Raw genomic sequence first — 16,648 nt, 5'->3', positions numbered from 1 at the left:
TCTGCCTCCCAAAGGTACTTTCGTCTTAATAATTATATCATAGAAGACTCTGGAACTAATTCTCATTTTGGAAGCTGCACTATAGTCCCGCGTTCCTATACTCACAACAAAAAGCTCCATCTTCACTTAGAGGCTAGAACTGATCAGCAGTGAAGTGCATAACGGAATTTCAAAAATTGTTCATCACAGCAAAAAGGATCCACCCTCGGGTAGATCCTTTTTTGATCTGCAGCATAACATCATTGTTTTTTATACTTCCAGTGCATTTTGCAATTCTACATTTGTAAATACAGCTTTATCCTTGTCGGTCTTGCCGCTACTTCCGAACATTTGCCACATGCTCCAGACCGATACCCGGTTCATCTTGGATATGGCTTCCACAATAGGAATCTCCATTGGACACACTTCCTGACAGGCCAGTGACTTGGAACAGCCGTTGTAGACCCGCTTGGTATAGTCTTTCTTAAAGGCTTTATCTTCACTGAGTAAGGTTAGGTTAACCATAGACATCGCAGACGACATCCCTGCGAAAGTACCTCCCAGGCTGTAATTCGGACAGGCTTCGAGGCAACTGCCACACATCAGACATTGAGACACATCATATTGCATCGGCAGATTGGCGGTCCGCACCTTCGCCGGCTCTTCAAGCCATAACTTCATCTCTTTCATCGCGTCAAACATTTGACTCCGGTCTACGGCTAAATCGGAAATCACGGGGAATTTACTTAATGCCTGAATTGTAATTTCCTTGTTCTCTTTCACCAGCTCATCGCAAAAGATTTGACAGGACAATCCCGGTTTGTCATTGACCACCATGGCACAGGCTCCGCATAAACCCTGTTCACAGCTGCAATCCCAGCGTATCGGCCTTTCTCCTTCTTCTTTCTCGACAATCTCACTATTGATTGAATTGATTAAAGTCGCAACTGATATACTTAACTCTCCGCTGTAATCATAACTCTGCCAATAGGATTCCGTGTCCGCATTCTCTTGTCGCAATACATTAACTTTAATGCTCACAACCCCGCTCCTCTCTAGTGAAAAGCAACACTTATATTCTTATTTTCAAAGATGACATCCGTCGGTCTCTTGAAATGCTTGTCATTTCTCTCGCAATAGTCTGTACGCTGATGCGCGCCCCTGCTCTCTTTTCGTTCCAGCGCACATTCCACCATAGCTTTGGCCAATAATATATTGGCTGATAAAGTTTGGTTCTCATAGAAATGATGATGATAACAGAAATCTTCTGCTTCGCTCCGCATTTCCTCCAGCCTTTTTTGAGCGGACAACAGATCTCTTTCTTTCCGGTAGATACCCATTGCGCCGTACATAAGCTCTGATAATTCTTGTCTCAGCGCAGTATGCTTCCTCATTGAGCCGCTTACTGCTTGATTCTCCCATTTCACGAGCTCATGACGGGCTGCCTCGAGCTGCTTCGTGCCAACCTGCTTTGCTGCATTGTAATCAATGTCATCCACAGCACCTGCACTTCTCGCCGCAAAAAATCCGCCGCAAATGGCTCCCAGTAACGAATTTCCGCCCAGTCTATTCGCCCCATGATATTGAGCGGAACATTCACCGGCTGCGAACAGCCTTTTAATATTTGTTCTATGATCCTTGTCTGTCTTAATCCCGCCCATAAAATAATGAATTCCGGGAGCAACGGGAATCGGCTCTTTATACGGATTGACCCGCAGGAATTTGGTACATATGCTTACCACCTCATCCAGTTGGGAATCGATTACGTCTTTAGACAGATGGGAGACATCCAGATATACGCTCTGTTTCCCATCTATTCCAAGCTTCATTTCGTTGCATACTTTATAGATGCTTTGACTGACCACATCACGGGGCATAAGCGCTCCATGCTCGGGATACCATTCCTCCATGAAGTACCAGGGTTGTCCATTTCGATTGACGAACAACCTCCCACCAACGCCGCGTGCCGCCTCTGTAATCAGCATACGTTTGGAGGCTGTAAATACGGTTGTGGGATGGTACTGGATCATTTCCAAATTTGAAAACTCAACACCCTGCTTAAATAACTTACCTGCGGCGTAGCCGTCATTTAACTTCGATCCTGTTGTTCTGCCAAATACACCATTAGGGCCACCTACAGCCATAATGACTGCATCCGCGGTAATACATTTGAAATCATTCGTATTCTCCTGGAGTATAACGGCGCCTGCACATTCCCGATTCTCGATTAACAAGGAATAGAATCTCCAGCCCACAAGCCGTGTAAGCTTGCCTTCGGCTTCATACTTCCGGCATTTTGCGATGAGAGCAGTGGCAATCTGCTTACCAGTCCTGGCACCAGCATAGGCGGTGCGTTTCTTCTTTTGTCCGCCAAAATTCCGTAAATCTACCCTGCCCTGTTCATCTCTGGTAAAGTTCACGCCGAGTTCTTCCAGCCAGCGGATGATCACCGGAGCAGTACTCACTAAATTCAGGGCAGCTTCCGTATCATTGAGATAACTGCCTCCCCGCAGGGTGTCCTCATAATGCTGATCGATAGAATCATCTTCATGTTTCGTATTTAAGGCCGCATTTATCCCACCCATTGCCATGACGGATTGTGCACGTTCTGAATAGGCAGGTGAAACAAGTGTAACTGTCGAGCCTTTGTCAATCAGCTTCAGCGCCGCAGTCATTCCGGCGAGTCCGCTGCCAAGTATTACTATTTCTTTCATGTAAGTCAAGACACCCCTTTCTTAAGCTGTCCAGAACATAATCTGGGAACCGACATACAGCACAAACATGAAGGCCAGGAAAGCGTTAGTCCTTTTTTGTATCAACGGGTATGTCTCGCGTCTCTTGATCAGTCCCATCGATATGAAATGCTTGGGTACACTGACGGCAATGTGCGTGCATACGACCAGAATGAAGAGAAATTCGACAGACACGTAAATAACATCGAAGATCGTTCCATCAAACGATTTATTTAACTCAATTACGAGCACATGCAGCAGCAGGAAGATACCTGTGAAAATACCCGTCGCGAATTGCAGAACCACACTCATATTTAACTTCGGGTATTGCTTGGCCTTCTTATCTCTCTGACGATTCTGGACCATAAGTGTCGTTGCTGCGATCATATGAATCGACATGGTGATTGAAAGGATGCCCCCGATCGTCATATGAATATATCCATACGGCATGATTCCCACATAATAGATACAGGCTACCACCAGATGAATCAAAAAGAACACCGTGCTTAATGCTCCGAATATAGCTGTTATTTTCTTCATCTCATAACTCCTAACTCATGTTTGTTCGTTAACCTATGTTCTATGTCAAGATGGGATACGATTTCATGCAGCGATATTAGTTCCAAATGGATAGAGGCTGCCTTCTCTACGCACACTGCAAGCTTATAATGATCACCGATCAGGTATCGGTAAAAATAAGCCGAAGGGTTTTCTTGTGAATATAACGTGGCGGAAGAACCGTCCAACGTAAAGTAAAAGGATCCGAGCGGTTTATTCAGCCCAACTCCCAAATACTTAATATAGCTTTCTTTCAACGTCCAAAAATCATATAGAGTTTGAATTTGCCGATCCATTTCCTGGGAAATTATGTATGCATACTCTTTGATGTGAAAATAGCTTTTTGCCAGGTCAAGACCAATGTCCCTGACTTCTTCGATATCGACCCCGATATTCTGATCATCGAGGCCACATACTACATAATTACCGGAATGAGATACATTGAAATGTATCCCCTCCCGGTTGTTCAAGTAAGGCTTCCCGAATGGATTCTTGACAAGTTGAATGTCATTCATAGGAATTCCGGAATTTTTCGCTATCATATAGCGGGCCAAAGCCTCACCATACAATGTTCTTTTCCGATCCGCTTCAAATCTGAAATTCCCTATGGTTTCTCGTTTGTCAGCGGTACATATCCCCAGAAGCTTGTCGTAATCCTCCTGGCTAAGCTCTTCATTAATATTGATATAATAAATATCTGTCATAGTCGTTCGGATTCCTTTATCTAGTAAGTTAGGATAAGCTTCGGAACTTCTTTTCTCTCTTGCTGGTAATGAGGATGGATACTGCCAAGATTAGAACAGCCATACCGGCGAGCAGCGCTGCCTTACCCGAAATATCTCCTAAACCAAGACCCTGCTGCAAATCCAGAATACAGGCCATAGCCCATCTTGCCGGTGAAATATATGAGATTGCATTAATGACATCCGGGAATAACTCCACCTGAATGAAGCAACCTCCCAGGATAACAATCAGCAGGTTGGCGAAATTGGAGATCATCGAAGCTGCATCACTCTCTTCTGAAATCGATACATAGAAGGTTCCCAGGGACACGGCGACCATTGCCGTCAAGAATAGAATCAGGAACAATACTCCCGGCTCAACTCCGATAGATGTATCCGTCAAGTATTCCATACTGAGTACAGCGACCAGAATCTGAAAAGCTACAATGACCAGGTTGCAAAGTACGTTGGACAAGTAATACATCCAAACTTTGGCCGGAGACAAAAAGATTCTGGAGTAAATATTTCGTTCCCTATCAATATTGATCACATTGGCGATTGCTGATGAATTAAAGAAGACGAACAGAATCAAGAACCCTAAGAATATATTGGAGTTATTGTATTCCGTATATAAATCATTCAATGATGTCTTCTCTACAAACTCCGAAGTTGCAATATAGTTATCAACGGAAGCTTCGAAGACAGCAGCATCTTTCGTGGAGATCTTACCCAAATTTCGTAAATTCAGCAGATGATTTTTTAGGATGGCCTGGATCAGAGTATAGACATTCTGTTCTTCGTTACCGATGACCCGAACATCATCGATGGAATTGTTTAATAACCCTTCCTGAAATCCGTCTTTGATGACAAGCGCAACGTTGATCTTATTGCTCTGGAAGCTGTCGTTCACTTCATCCTCATTCATATAGAAGACTTTAATCCCTTCCAGTCCTCCGACAATCTGGGTTATCGCCTCCGATGCACGGCTTTGATCGGTGTCGGCAATCCCAACATTCACGATACTGCTGGAATAGCTGACGACTTTACTGGCAATGATCAGAACAATAATTGGAGCAATCGTCATTAGCAGAAAAGAAATCGGCTTATGCAATATCGAAATGCGCAAGTTATTTTTAACCAGGGCAAGAAATGACCTCATGCTTTCAGTACCTCCTTCTTTTCCTTGGCGACGATGACTAGTAGGCTGGCTATGGTTACAACGAAGAAGATTCCTGCACTAATGAGAAGAATCTGATTGTCGTCTGCGTAGATACTCCGGAAAATACCCACATTCACCCACCGCAATGGTGACACCATCAGAACTTTGCCGAATACCCCGCCCATATCATAAGGGAACGGAGTATATGAGCCCCCAAGGAACGAAAAGATAGGAATGATCAGTACGGACAGGAGCACATCGACCTTGCCCCGGGTTTTTAACAGTTTGGTAAGCAGCATACCTATAGCAGCATTGAATATGGCAAACAGGACAATATACAAATACATTACCAGTGAATAATCACCCCATTTGACGCCCAGGTAGGTAATGGAGAAGATGAAGGCCGGTATAAAAGCAACAATCGCCACGATCGAGTAAGCGATGAGTGATGCCCAGTAATATCTGGTACGGCTAAGCCCGGTCAGTATGATTCTGTCCTTCACGTTGGTCTTCCGGTCATTAAACAAATCTCCAATCGGAATAAGCATGACGTACAAAACCATAAGCGTTAATTCTGCAATCCCGTAATAATCGTAGGAGCTCATCGCATTTTTCGATGGGATAAGTTCAACCGGAACTTCATAATTGGCGTTATCCGTTCCAATCAGCTTAATGGCGTTCACGGGGTCAATCTTATAAGCTTCTTTGACGGTCTGGATGCTGCACGCCACACTGCGGAATAATGCCACAACCCGCGCGGTGTTCAGTGGTTCCGATTCATTGCCGTAGACCAGAATCTTATCTTTGTTCAAATGTACGAACACTTTTTTGTTCACGCGAGCCTCTTTCTTGCCTTCCTTTTCAGAATCTGCGTAGTTGATCTTGATACCATAATCCTCTTCTATCGATACCGAAGCTGAACTTAAAGCATCCAGAACTTCCTTCGATATCCCTTCAGAATTGTCCAGCATTGCAACCTCAACCATAGTCAGGTTGGATTTATCCGAGAATGCGCCGTTCAGAATAGATCCAATCAGAATCATTAGAAAAATTGGGAATATCAGCAAAAATAAAAACCACTTCGGATTCCGTATTTGATTTCTGATTATTTTTTTAATTATCTGGAACATAGGATCGTCCTTTCATATTGACTTCATGATCAATCGCGTAACTTTCTTCCCGTCAATGTTAAGAAAACCGTCTCCAAAGTCACATCTTTGAAGCCGATGTCCCTTACTTTCACATTCTTGCTGCTGACGTATTCGATGATCGTATTTAGATTGTCAATATCCTTTAAGGACTCTACTTGGACGAGATTGTCGTTGATCTCCACATTCACTACACCATCAATGCTGAGCATGGCATCCTTGTCCAGCTCATACGGATTATCCACGGTAAGATGCAGGGACTTCTTGTCGTCAATAAGCTCGGTCAATTCCTTCTTTGTGCCGGAAGCAATAACTTTCCCCTTGTCGATAATGGCGATGCGGTTGCATAGGACTTCAACTTCCTCCATGTAATGGGTCGTGTAGACTACGGTTACACCCTTCTCATTCAGCCGTTGCACGGACTTTAAGATATGGTTTCTAGATTGTGGATCAATGCCGACCGTCGGCTCATCCATAATAATGAGCTGCGGGCTATGTACCAGGGCGGCTGCGATATTTAAGCGTCTTAACATACCACCTGAGAAGGTCTTCGCTTTTTTGCGTTTCACATCGCTGAGTCCGGTGAATTCCAGCGCTTCATCAATGCCGTCCTCCAGTTCTTTCCCTTTTAATCCGTACAACTCCCCAAAGAACTTCACATTCTCATAGGCCGTGAAATTATCGTACAAAGCTATATTTTGCGGGACAAAACCAAGCCGTTTACGCTCATCATCCACCTTATTGCCGAACAGCTTTACGGTACCCGCCGTGGCATGCAGCAGGCCGCACACCAAATTAATAGTTGTACTTTTGCCGGCTCCGTTGGGTCCTAAAAGACCAAATACTTCACCTTGCTCAATGGATAAGCTCAGTCCGTCTACGGCGGCGTGGTCCCCAAATTTTTTCACCAGGTTATCAATTTCAATCACATTCATCATTAGATCCTCCGCTCATTTTAGATAACTCTGCTTGTCTTACAACTAAAGTGCCTCTCGTTGTCCTTCGTCTGAAAGTTCGTTGCATATGTCAGTCAGCTTATTGCGCAGATGGAATAACAGCATGTTGGGATTGTCCGTGAAGTAGAAATGATTGCCTTGAAAGATGGTAAGCGCGTATTTGGAGGTGGTGAAATTCTTCCATCCTTCGAGTTCTTTTTTGGTAGCAATGTTATCTCTGTTGCCGCCATATATATCGAATGAAACCGGTACAGCATGTGCATGTTCAGGATTGTACGTTTCACACAGTTTCATATCTTTTCGAAAAGTGGGTAATATCAATTCGAGGAATTCTCTGTTCTCGCTAAATGCCTCCGGAATTCCGCCAAGACTAATAATTTTGTCTATAAATTCGGTATTACTCTTCAGATATAATTTGTCATTCCCGTTAGCCGTAAGACTCTCGGTAAATGTATTCATATAATTCGGAGCTTTCATGCTGGAGATCATTACGTGTTCCGGTAATCTAATCCCCTGCGTTAATAATTTACGCGTTAATTCATAAGCAAGCAGTCCACCCATACTATGGCCGAACAGTACGTATGGCACATCCGCATATCTTCTGAATTCTTCGACTAATAGATCAGTCAGTGTATTCACATTGTCAATTGCCGGCTCCATAATTTTCGCCCCTCGTCCGGGCAGCCTTACGAAACAAGCCTCAACATGTTTAGGCAACTGCTCTTCCCAATGCAAGTATGTGGACACATCTCCTCCAGCGGGAGGAAACAAAAACAATCTCAATTGAATGTCAGACTTTTCAACCCTTCTTTTGATAAAGAACCACGGCTTTACTTCCTGCTTCATGTTATCCTCCATCCTTAGATTGCAAAATTCAAATAGGTATTCAGCGCATGAAGTACGCCAAAGGTAATAGCGCTAGCCACTCCCAGGCGGTCTCCGCGCCACTTCCCAGCAAATGCAAAATACACAGCGGGTGATATGGCCATACCCATATACACGGGAAAACTTTCACTAATCAGACCATAATCATCCCTGCCACCGGCGAAATAGCGGACCCACAGGGCGTAATACAGAATTAAGAAGAGTGCCATCCCCATCACGTATCTGCTCTTCATAGACAGCGGCTTCGAATGTACTCGAAATACCAATAGCAACATCAATATCAGTTGGCTGGCATGTTCAAAATAACCCAGGATTTGATAGCTGTCTGCAAAGTCGCTGTTGGCCGTGGAATCCTGTACAGCAAATATATAGAAGAGAACATTTGGAAGGAGTACTAGAAAGAGAATCACTATTCCATTGAAAGAAAAACCGAATCTATTACTGCGCACTCTCTGCTCCAGTGTTGTTTCCCCCTTCTCTATTAGCATAATTTATTATATTTATAACAAATAATGCCTAAAATTACTGTGACATGATTCCTTTGTAGTTATTTTATTCCAAATAAAATCTGAGGAATGGTGTAAAGACGTAACTTCGGTGAATGTTTGGACTTCCGGCCGCTGCTGTCTCCGGATTTCTTGATTTGGACCGCTGATCGCGGTTGAAATCCGGAGACAGCATATGCTTCCGAAGCGAGCTTTCCTCCGGAAAGCTTTCGGGCGGACGCTCTCGCTCCTACAGTTCCAAAAATCCCCCTACGTTACTTCCATCCATCTTTTTAGTATTAAATAAAACATGAGGGTATACCTTAGCAGGTCAGGCATTTTACCTTCGCTCACTGAATCTGTGGTGTGGAAAATTACCAGATAGAATAAACTTGCACACATAAGCCAGGGCAAGGGGGCGAAACACCAGCTTAAGCGGCGTTCTTATGCTGCTCCAGCAGTGTGGTGATGCTGCCTTCGAACTTGGCTTTATTCTTTCTCATATCAAAGAACATCCAAATGTGATACACGGCTCCCATAATACCGCCAAGCAATGCAGTGATCTGCATAACCGTCATCTGTCCGTTCTCAAAATAGATGATGGTATCTGTCATCGCGAATACCATGGTCAATATGAGGTCAATGCCGACTACGATGCCAAGAATGTTAATTTTGGATGAGAACACTTGATTTCTTCTGGCTAGTAATGAAGTCACCAGATACCATAGTCCAAATCCGCCGAACATCCAGATGAAGTCAGGATCGACAGGGAATGCCGCCACTTCGAGCGCTACACGGTGCATTTCATCTCCGTTTGAGTACAGGGTCATGACTTTCATGATGAAAATTTCCCGCATCCACTCAATGCACAGCATAACTGCACCGCCATAACCAAGAAGGTTCACCCATTTATAGAAGCCTTCCCATTCATAGCTTTTGGTTCTGACGATGGTCACCGCTGTTGATATCCAGTACAAGGACAGGAAGCCGATCACTACAAAAATATATCTCCATAGATGCGGAATGAACGGGTGCGCAGCGATCTGCTCATAAAATTCGGTTCCTCTGTACCGTTCTGCCGGGTCGATAGGCATCAGAATTCCAATGCCCGTGTACAGCAGACCAATGAATAGGGAAACCCACATTCCACTGGTATAAATACTCATTTTTTTAGCTTTAAGCACGTCCAATCTTTCCTTCATTCTTGTTTCCTCCTAAAGTTTTAGTGGTGTTCATCGAACGGTTTGTGCTTGAGTGTTGAATTCAAAATACTTTGTCTTCACAAAGTAATCCAAATACCGCGTAAAAATCTCCTCTTCCACAACAGGACAAGTAATGCCGGTACCGCGTAAGGCCCTTAATACATTGGTCTCGTCATAGGTAATCTCAACATCCCATTCCGCCATATCCTCGGGGATAAAAGGTAGCATCGCTTTGGTGGTATTGAGGTCCGGATTCTTGGCTACTCTCTCTACCAATTCATCCTTCCAGCGGTCATATGGCATAATCTCTACTTTAAAGCCGTATTTCTTCATCCATTCATAGACCTGATGCAGACTGTTCATGGCCTTCCCGGCGATATGGAAGTTCCGGTTAATAGATTCCTCCTGGATCGAAAGTGCAATAATGGATTTGCTGACATAATCGACAGGGATGAACTCGATCTTCACATCTTCATCGAACAAGACTCCCGCCTCAACGCAGCACTTGATCATCAGCCACATAATATCTTTGGTCTGGCAGGCGCCCGTAGTACTGGAGCCCGAGATTCTTCCTACACGATAGATGCTCACCGGTATTCCTCTCTCTTTAGCCAAGGCCATGATGTTCTCGCCGACCCATTTGCTCTGCTGATACCCGAGAACGAGCACCTCATCACTCGATGGCATGGTATCCTCGTATGCGATAAAACCATGCTCATGTGCCAGATTGGAGAATACATAGTGAGTGGAAACGTAATGCACTGGCTTCAGTTTATAGGTTGATGCCAGACGCAGGATTTCCTGCACACCCTGCACGTTCACATCCTTGATCATCTTGTATGGCTCCAGGAAATTCGTAATGGCTCCCGCATGATAGATCATATCGATCTTCTCTGCGAGTTCATTGAAGCTTTTAATACTCTGGCCGAGCAGCGGCTTGGAAAGATCACCGGTATAGACTTCGAATCTGCTCCGGTACACCTCTTTCCACAGATCATACTGCTTCATATTTTCAATAATCCGCTCATAACCAGACTGTATATTGCCGGAACGGACAAGCAGCACAATGTGATAATCCGTTCTGGCGATCAGTTCTTCCAGCAGAAAGGCTCCAAGGAATCCGGTACCGCCCGTCAAAAGTACATTCTCGATCCTGCCGTTGCCCCGTGCCTCCCATTCCTTCTGTCCGGTAATCTTCTCATCCAGCCATACTTCGCTCTTCAGGAATTCCCTCGTCTTGTACCGGAAATTACTTACTGCGGTTTCATTAAGCTCCTGTTTGTCTTCATCAAGTTTCAGGGCATCAATATACATGGCCATCTGCTCAACAGAGGAGTTGTCGAAGAAGATCCGGACAGGAAGCTTAACGCCAAACGCATTCTTAAACTTCACTATCAACTGCGCAGCCATGATGGAGGTACCGCCAAGGCCAAAGAAGTTATCCAGTACCCCGACTTGATCGATGTTAAGGACTTCTCCCCACAACTCGGCAATCTTAAGCTCCGTCTCCGTCCGCGGCTGAATATACTCAACTTGAATACCGGCCCGGGTCTTCACTTTTGAATCGGCAATGGCATGCATGATCTCCTCGATGGAGCTATTGCTGCTAACAAAATTCATAACTTGCTCTTTCTCATCCGCCTTCATCTTGTTCCACTTGTCCGCAATAAACCGGTACGGGTCAAGAGAGGACACAGAGTGCTCCTGTTCCTGAGTTTTCTCACGGCCTGCCTTCTTCTTGCTCTGAAGAACTGTATCTGCATACTCCGAAATGAGCTCGCATGGAATGGTGAGTGTTACCCCTGCCAGAATCCGGTTCATGCCGAACTGGGTGATCTTGGTCAGGAACTCAGCCGCGAGTTCATTCCGTCCATTGGACTCATAGCGCATGACGACGGAGTCGCAACCGTATTCCTGTATGCTGTCAACCAGCTGCTTCACCAGATGAAACTCCGCATTTTTACCGAGTACCCTGCAGTTCAGCAGCAGATTATCAATCGTGAAGCTGAACTCCTGCCAGTTGATCGTTCCGATTACAGCCCCTGCGATTCCGTAATCGCCAAATCGATCCTGGACTTTTACGGCGTAGATTACCTTGGCCTTCTCCTGCAGCATGGCGAGGATCTCCTCGTGAGACCATACCCTGCCGGTGAGGTTGAAATCCTTGGTACCATGAAGGATATGCTCGATCTTGTCCGCCTGGGTCTCGTTGACTTCCTGCAAGCTAACCTCCAGATTCATGGAATGGAGAAAATCCTCCAAGTTATACGCTTCAGCAGGCTCCACAAAGGATTCTTCCACATTCCCGTAAAATTCAACTGCATCCGGAATGTAATCTAGCACGTCCGACGCTTCCATCGTCTGCATCCAAAGTGTAGAATCCTCCGGCAACAACAGCTGCCTTACTCCGTTAAGCTCCAGATCCCGTGTATCCATGACAATGAATTGTTCCAGCGGAATTCCATGGTTGTTATGTATTTCAGCAATCGCATCCGAAATGGAATCGCACTCACAGCACATATACTTGAAATGCTCTTCAGCAACGCCGAGGCTACCTGTCCTGAATATCCGATGCAACGCCTCTTTACTGGATTTCGTGCACAGCAGGATTTCATGTCCCCAGTTCACTAGCTCCTTCAAGTAGATCTGGAATAAAAGGTAGGAGTCATCTGTTATAAGTCTCTCTTCTTCCACTTCACGGAGCGTTCCCGGCCCACTAAGCACCTCTTGTTCACAGAACAAGACATCCGCATCGAACACTAGGATATTGCGCTTATTGTGTACGTCCAGACGGATAATTCTACTAACTGCCGAAGCTGCCTCTTGATAAATCCTATTGACGAAAGGTACCTTGGCAAAAGCATACATCCCCATGTTATAGCTCTGATCTGCGCCGAATCTCCGGATGAGCTCTTCACCGTCTGCGAGGAACACATTGTCCACGGATTGAAGCTTATCCAGCATATATTTTCGCAGAAGCATAGAGGTTACCATCGTCCCATGGGTAATTTGAAAATCACCGAGCCCCAATGGCCTGTTCTCAATCACTGCGGGAAGAATAAAAATAACTTTGGTATTGATCTTGTTCTTGGCATGCAATACGGCTTCCATTAACATTGACAGGTCGCTTCGAGCTGCATCTAGGCTCTCTTTCCGGTAGAAATCAGTACTTCCTAAGATATCCTCAAACCGGGTCCACACGACCAGATATTGAGGTTTGCTCTTATACAACACACTCTCTTCATTCATGCACTGGGAGATGATCTGATTGTACGGGCCTGTTGCAATCCGGGAATGTATCCCTGCCTCTTTCAGCTCCTGCTCCAAATACGTTTCCAGCAGATTGGCAGTGAAACTCGCTAAAATAAAAATCTCATGCGATAGGCTGCTCAATAATAGCTCCTCCTCCTGTACTCCCATGTCCTGCTGCCGCCTACATACTCACTTCAAAATGCTCAAGTTTATGCTTTACCCGGGTCATGAAATCTACAGCGTAATGTCCGTTAATTACACGGTGGTCATAAGCAAGCCCAAGGTTCACGTAACGTCTTTCAATGACCACTCCGTCCTGCAGTGCCAATTCCTTCATCACTGCTCCAACCGAAATCATGGCAATCTGTCCAGGGAGAATTATAGGCAATACGCTGATTACATCAGGACTAGTATTTAAGCTGACTGTAATATTGCCATCCGTCAGATCGGTTTCTGCAAAACTGTTCCGCAGCGCCTTAAATTTATATTCCGCCATAACTTCTACCACGTTCTCAATACTGTGAAGGCTATCTTGTTTAATGACCGGAATGTAGAGGCCTGTGCCCACATCAATAGTTACACCGACATTGACTTGGGCTGCAGGAATAAAGGTATCTTCATCCTTGATTCTTCCATACATGTACGGGAACTCATCCAGAAGTGAGGCAAGGGTTACCGGAAGTACTTCACCGAATCCAACGATCTCCTCCAGCCTGTCGCCAATTTGTTTCATGCCAACCAGAACTTCATCGCAATACACTTTCAACAGCAGGAAAGCTCTTGGAATGGTGGCGTAGGAGGCGGTAACCGTTTTGGATACCTGTTTTTGATTTTTGGTGAAGTGAATGACATTGCCCGTTTCATCACTTCTGAGGGCAAGCAGCTCTTCCAGATCGCTCAGTTTAATGAGCTTTTTATTCAGTGATGCCAGTTCATCGTGCGAGAAACGGTGCAGATCCGCGAAATCCTGGGCTTGATTAGAAAGCTTGTAATGGGCCGTGCTTTCCACAGCAGAACTGCTTGCTGCCGACTCCTTGTATCTGTCCATTTCCTCCAGCGACTCAAAAACAAAAGCAATAATCTCCCCGGTCTTCACATCCGACAGTTCCTTGACCGCCGGATAGAAATAGCCCTTCACTTCACATTCGATATCAATGGCTGACTTGGAGGTTTCAACCGTTGCCAGCAGATCCCCGGATTGGACCGCTTCGCCGTCTTTGCAATAGAACTGCTGGATCATGCAGCTGTCATCATTCGCATTTAACTGTGGAACAACAACCGTTCTCATCTCTGGCCTCCTTTGACCGCTTCTTTTCCCATCAAACGCAGTACACCTTCATAAATATCCTGTTCACTTACCAGTACCTTCTGCTCATACTGAACGGAGGCTGGAATAATGCTGTCACTGGAGCAGAGAAGCTCAATAGCCCCCTCTTTTCCCGAGAGAACATAAGGGTATAATTTAACCGCAATTCCCTCCCCCCAGCTGCCGCCCGGTGTTCCTTCCTCCACAATTAGAACCTTTCGCGCTGCTGCAGCCTCACCTGCGATATCCTCTACCCGGCAGGGATACAGTTTGGAAGGTACGCAGACCTTGACCTCAATCTCATCCTCCATAATCAGCTTGTCGGCAACAGCCAGACACATCGAAGCCAGTCCGCCCGGACAGATCACGAGACAATCGGGAGTGCTCTCCTGATCAATCGCTGCGATAGCCCAGTTCTGATCCTCTCCTGCATAGGAGAAATTAAAGAGTTCGTTGATCTCCCCGTCCGTGTACATGTATTGCGCATATGTTATTTTTTCTTCAAAAAACATGCCTGGAATATTCTCACTTAGTATCCGTTTCAAAACATCATAATTGTCATGAAACGGGGACATTTCATAAACACTCAGATTGGGGATACCCATGAAATATTTCTGCATACTCTGGCTGTGCGTAGCCCCATATCCCCGGTATCCGCCATTCGCGCATCGGATAATCATGCTTAAATCGAGCTTTTTCCCATACATGGTGACGGACTTGGAAGCAAAGTTTAATAGTGGATCGAACGATAGGGTGGCAAAATCGGAGAACATCATATCCACGATAGGCTTCAGTCCCATAATGGCCATTCCGCTCGCCATATTTACGAACCCTTCCTCGCTGATCGGCGTTCCAAGAACTCTCTCCGGGAACTCGTCGGACAAGCCTTTAGTGATTTTAAATGCTCCGCCATAGGGCTCCATTACATCCTCCCCGAGAACAACAACGGTTTCGTCCTCATCCATCAAACGGTGAATGGCATTTCTCAGATTCTCATTTGCTTTTTCTTTCTTCATAGTCGGTCCATACGGCTCCCTCACGGTTAATGACAAGCTCCTTAATGGTCTGCATCTGATGTTGAACCTTGTGTTCCAGCTCTTCCATCCGCTTGGCACTGTTTGCTCTCATGTGAGAGTACCAATCGTTCCGCTTCACCCGATCCAATTCCTCGGGACTTCTGGTATCATCGCCTTTACTGTGGGATGACACCCGGTCTGTCATGAATTCAATGACCAGCGGCTTCGATAACAGGCGAACCTGATGGACGGCATCCCGCAGCTGTTCCCGGATGGCATGGATGTCCTTGCTGTGTACACGAATATAATCGATATCAAATCCCCGTACCCGACCCTCTATACTTCCCGACATACTGTCCTTTTGAAAGGTTGATAAGGCAATCCCATTATTCTCGACAACGATAACCATAGGCAGATTCCAAATACCGGCGAAGTTTAAGCTTTCGTATACGCAGCCTCTTCCGAAGGTTCCCTCGCCAATGTACACAAACACGACGTTTTCTTGCTGTCTGTGCTTATAGCTCCAGGCAATTCCCGTTCCCACTGCAATCCCTTCCGCCTGAACACCTGTAGAGATGAACCGATCCCGGTGAATATGCTGGCTTCCGCCGATCCCGCTGCACACGGCCCCTTTTTTGCCCATGACTTCCGCAAGCAGCCCCTCGATATCCTTGTATCTCGCAAGATAATGCCCATGTCCTCTATGATTGCTGATTACGAAATCGTCCTCTTCAATGAACGGATTCAAGGCAACCGGAATATATTCTTGCCCGATGCAGGTGTGCGTGGTTCCTTTAATATGACCGGTTGAGAAAAGCTCAAGAATCGATTGCTCATAATGCCGGATCATCAGCATGGTCTCAATGTCCTCATCACTGATGTTCTCGGTGATAATCTCCTCCGCTGCGATTACTTCATGCAAACACTTCATCCCCTATCCCTTTGCTTTTTAAAATGGTGATAAAGGCGGCATAATTCTTGAGACTTTTCATTTCCTTAAGTGTGAACTTGACGTTATATGCATCCTCAACGGTTGTAATTAATTGAATGTGCTTCAGGCTTGTCCATTCCGGGAACGTCTGCGGCGACAATTCCTCATTGATATCCTGCTGCGGAAGCTTCAGAATATCAGCCACGATTTGCTTCAGATTCATTTCTCTCACATCCTTTAAGTAATAATGATGAGCTTAAAAACTTATCCGGTTGAACAGCCGTGACTACGGTGAATATTGGACTTTCGGTCGTTGT

The 16,648-nt window shown here is 45.4% G+C and carries 15 protein-coding genes; all 15 read right to left on the bottom strand.

The features are described from left to right. Window positions 1–249 precede the first annotated feature (249 nt). The 15 genes from ACAN55_RS06340 to ACAN55_RS06270 all read right to left on the bottom strand — a co-directional run bounded on the left by ACAN55_RS06340 (window position 250) and on the right by ACAN55_RS06270 (window position 16,554). Window positions 250–1,020: a succinate dehydrogenase/fumarate reductase iron-sulfur subunit gene (locus ACAN55_RS06340; protein WP_379129652.1), complete on the bottom strand. Its 771-nt coding sequence runs from the start codon at window positions 1,018–1,020 to the stop codon at window positions 250–252. A 14-nt stretch (window positions 1,021–1,034) separates the two neighbouring features. Then, on the bottom strand, window positions 1,035–2,693 hold the full coding sequence (locus ACAN55_RS06335) for an FAD-binding protein (RefSeq protein ID WP_379129648.1): 1,659 nt from the start codon (window positions 2,691–2,693) through the stop codon (window positions 1,035–1,037). A 21-nt stretch (window positions 2,694–2,714) separates the two neighbouring features. Then, window positions 2,715–3,251 (bottom strand): hypothetical protein, encoded by a 537-nt coding sequence (locus ACAN55_RS06330; RefSeq protein WP_379129645.1) that lies wholly within the window; start codon window positions 3,249–3,251, stop codon window positions 2,715–2,717. Continuing rightward, a complete protein-coding gene (locus ACAN55_RS06325; RefSeq protein WP_379129643.1) occupies window positions 3,248–3,973 on the bottom strand; it encodes a 4'-phosphopantetheinyl transferase family protein in 726 nt (241 codons plus the stop codon). The genes ACAN55_RS06330 and ACAN55_RS06325 overlap by 4 nt, the downstream gene beginning before the upstream one ends. A 28-nt stretch (window positions 3,974–4,001) precedes the next feature. Then, a complete protein-coding gene (locus ACAN55_RS06320; protein ID WP_379129641.1) occupies window positions 4,002–5,150 on the bottom strand; it encodes an ABC transporter permease in 1,149 nt (382 codons plus the stop codon). Continuing rightward, the gene (locus tag ACAN55_RS06315) at window positions 5,147–6,280 is read right to left on the bottom strand and encodes an ABC transporter permease (RefSeq protein ID WP_379129638.1); all 1,134 of its coding nucleotides are present in this window, start codon (window positions 6,278–6,280) and stop codon (window positions 5,147–5,149) included. The genes ACAN55_RS06320 and ACAN55_RS06315 overlap by 4 nt, the downstream gene beginning before the upstream one ends. Window positions 6,281–6,309: 29 nt before the next feature. Next, window positions 6,310–7,233, bottom strand: coding sequence for an ABC transporter ATP-binding protein (locus ACAN55_RS06310; protein ID WP_379129636.1), 924 nt, complete (start codon window positions 7,231–7,233; stop codon window positions 6,310–6,312). A 45-nt stretch (window positions 7,234–7,278) separates the two neighbouring features. Then, a complete protein-coding gene (locus ACAN55_RS06305; protein WP_379129632.1) occupies window positions 7,279–8,100 on the bottom strand; it encodes a thioesterase II family protein in 822 nt (273 codons plus the stop codon). 14 nt (window positions 8,101–8,114) lie between these two features. Continuing rightward, window positions 8,115–8,627 (bottom strand): hypothetical protein, encoded by a 513-nt coding sequence (locus ACAN55_RS06300; protein WP_379129630.1) that lies wholly within the window; start codon window positions 8,625–8,627, stop codon window positions 8,115–8,117. Window positions 8,628–9,055: 428 nt separating this feature from the next. Continuing rightward, on the bottom strand, window positions 9,056–9,826 hold the full coding sequence (locus tag ACAN55_RS06295; RefSeq protein ID WP_379129627.1) for a hypothetical protein: 771 nt from the start codon (window positions 9,824–9,826) through the stop codon (window positions 9,056–9,058). 30 nt (window positions 9,827–9,856) lie between these two features. Beyond that, the gene (locus ACAN55_RS06290; protein ID WP_379129624.1) at window positions 9,857–13,219 is read right to left on the bottom strand and encodes a thioester reductase domain-containing protein; all 3,363 of its coding nucleotides are present in this window, start codon (window positions 13,217–13,219) and stop codon (window positions 9,857–9,859) included. A gap of 40 nt (window positions 13,220–13,259) precedes the next feature. Continuing rightward, window positions 13,260–14,366, bottom strand: a complete 1,107-nt coding sequence (locus ACAN55_RS06285) for a 2-oxo acid dehydrogenase subunit E2 (RefSeq protein WP_379129621.1) — start codon at window positions 14,364–14,366, stop codon at window positions 13,260–13,262. Further along, window positions 14,363–15,400 (bottom strand): alpha-ketoacid dehydrogenase subunit beta, encoded by a 1,038-nt coding sequence (locus ACAN55_RS06280; RefSeq protein ID WP_379129619.1) that lies wholly within the window; start codon window positions 15,398–15,400, stop codon window positions 14,363–14,365. Before ACAN55_RS06280 ends, ACAN55_RS06285 begins: the two co-directional genes overlap by 4 nt. Further along, entirely contained in the window at window positions 15,378–16,322 is a 945-nt protein-coding gene (locus ACAN55_RS06275; RefSeq protein ID WP_379129617.1) for a thiamine pyrophosphate-dependent dehydrogenase E1 component subunit alpha, read from the bottom strand. Before ACAN55_RS06275 ends, ACAN55_RS06280 begins: the two co-directional genes overlap by 23 nt. After that, the gene (locus ACAN55_RS06270) at window positions 16,315–16,554 is read right to left on the bottom strand and encodes an acyl carrier protein (RefSeq protein ID WP_379129615.1); all 240 of its coding nucleotides are present in this window, start codon (window positions 16,552–16,554) and stop codon (window positions 16,315–16,317) included. Before ACAN55_RS06270 ends, ACAN55_RS06275 begins: the two co-directional genes overlap by 8 nt. Window positions 16,555–16,648 lie beyond the last annotated feature (94 nt).

Origin of the sequence: Paenibacillus oryziterrae (assembly GCF_042610485.1) — a bacterium.
Classification (GTDB): Bacteria; Bacillota; Bacilli; order Paenibacillales; family Paenibacillaceae; genus Paenibacillus_AQ.
The sequence above is the reverse complement of the archived record's forward strand: the minus strand, read 5'-3'. Positions and strand labels throughout refer to the sequence as shown.